This window comes from Nocardiopsis sp. TNDT3, from assembly GCF_003427465.1.
Classification (GTDB): domain Bacteria; phylum Actinomycetota; class Actinomycetes; order Streptosporangiales; family Streptosporangiaceae; genus Nocardiopsis; species Nocardiopsis dassonvillei.
This window is the reverse complement of sequence record NZ_QPFC01001276.1, coordinates 1-1,264: the sequence shown is the minus strand read 5'-3', so window position 1 is coordinate 1,264 and position 1,264 is coordinate 1. Positions and strand designations below refer to the sequence as shown.

1 protein-coding gene is annotated in these 1,264 nt (G+C 75.6%); it reads left to right on the top strand.

From position 1 onward, the window contains the following. Nucleotides 1-127 precede the first annotated feature (127 nt). The coding region (locus tag DQW06_RS26800; RefSeq protein ID WP_232833173.1) for a cytochrome P450 at nt 128-1,264 on the top strand (1,137 nt) is incomplete at its 3' end.

Genomic DNA, 1,264 nt, shown 5'->3' with positions numbered 1-1,264 from the left:
CCCCCGACCTCCCGCGTGGGGGGCGCGGACCAGCCCGTACCCGATCCCCCCAACCGAGGTACCCGTGTCCTCTGGATGTCCCCGAGCCGCGCTGCACCGCAACGAGCCGCACCCCGACCCCTACTCCGTGTACGCCGGGATGCGCGCCGACCACGGGCCCGTGGTCCCGGTCGAGATCGAACCCGGCGTGCACGGATGGCTGGTCACCGACTACGCCACCCTCATCTCCTGGTCCCGGGACACCACCGCGTTCAGCCACGACTCCAGGTTGTGGCGCGACCTCAGCGAGGGGCGGGTCGGCCCGGGCTCCGCGCTGACACCGATGCTGGCCCCCCGCGCCAGCGCCCTGTACGTGGACGGCGCGGAGCACGAGCGCTACCGCGGGGTCCTCACCGACGTCCTCGGCGGCGTCGGCGCCGAACGCCTGCGCCGGACCACCAGCCGCTACGCCGACCGGCTCATCGACCAGTTCCGCGCGCGGGGGCGGGCCGAACTCCTCGGCGAGTACGCGCGCGTGCTGCCGCCGCTGGTCATGAACGACCTCCTCGGCCTCGACGAGGAGCAGGGCACGCGCTTGGCCGCCGCCGTGCGCGACCTGTGGCTCGGCGTGGACGCGCAGAGGTCCGGGGCGGAGGCCGAGCGGGTGCTGTCGGAGGCGGTGGCGGCCAGGCGCCGCGAACCCGCCGACGACCTCACCACGCGGATGATCCGGCACCGCGCCGCCCTCAGCGACGAGGAGGCGGTCATGCAGCTCCTGCTGGTCGCCGCCGCCAACGAGCCGACCGCGCACCTGATCGACGCGGTCCTGCGCGCCTGCCTGACCGGACCCTCCGGGCCCGGCGCGCCCCCGCCCTCCGACGCCTCCCTGGCCGAGACCCTCGACCGCGTGCTGTGGCGGGACCCGCCGATCACCAACTTCCCCGTCCTCTACCCGCGTGTGGACGTGCCCCTGGACGACGGCCGGGTGATCGGGGCCGGGTCCCCCGTGCTGATGGCCTTCGCCGCGGCGAACCACTTCTTCGCCCGGGAGAACGCCGAGCGGATGGAGGAGACCGCCAACCGGGCGCACGTGGCCTGGGGCGCGGGGCCGCACCGGTGCCCCGCCATCGAGGAGGCGACCACCGTCGTCGGCGTCGCGGTGCGCGTCCTGCTCACCCGCCTGCCCGGACTGCGCCTGGCCGTCCCGCCCGACCAGCTGCGCTGGCGGCTGTCGGCCCTGTCCTGGTCCCCCGTCCGGCTCCCCGTGGAGTTCCCCCCGCAGGAG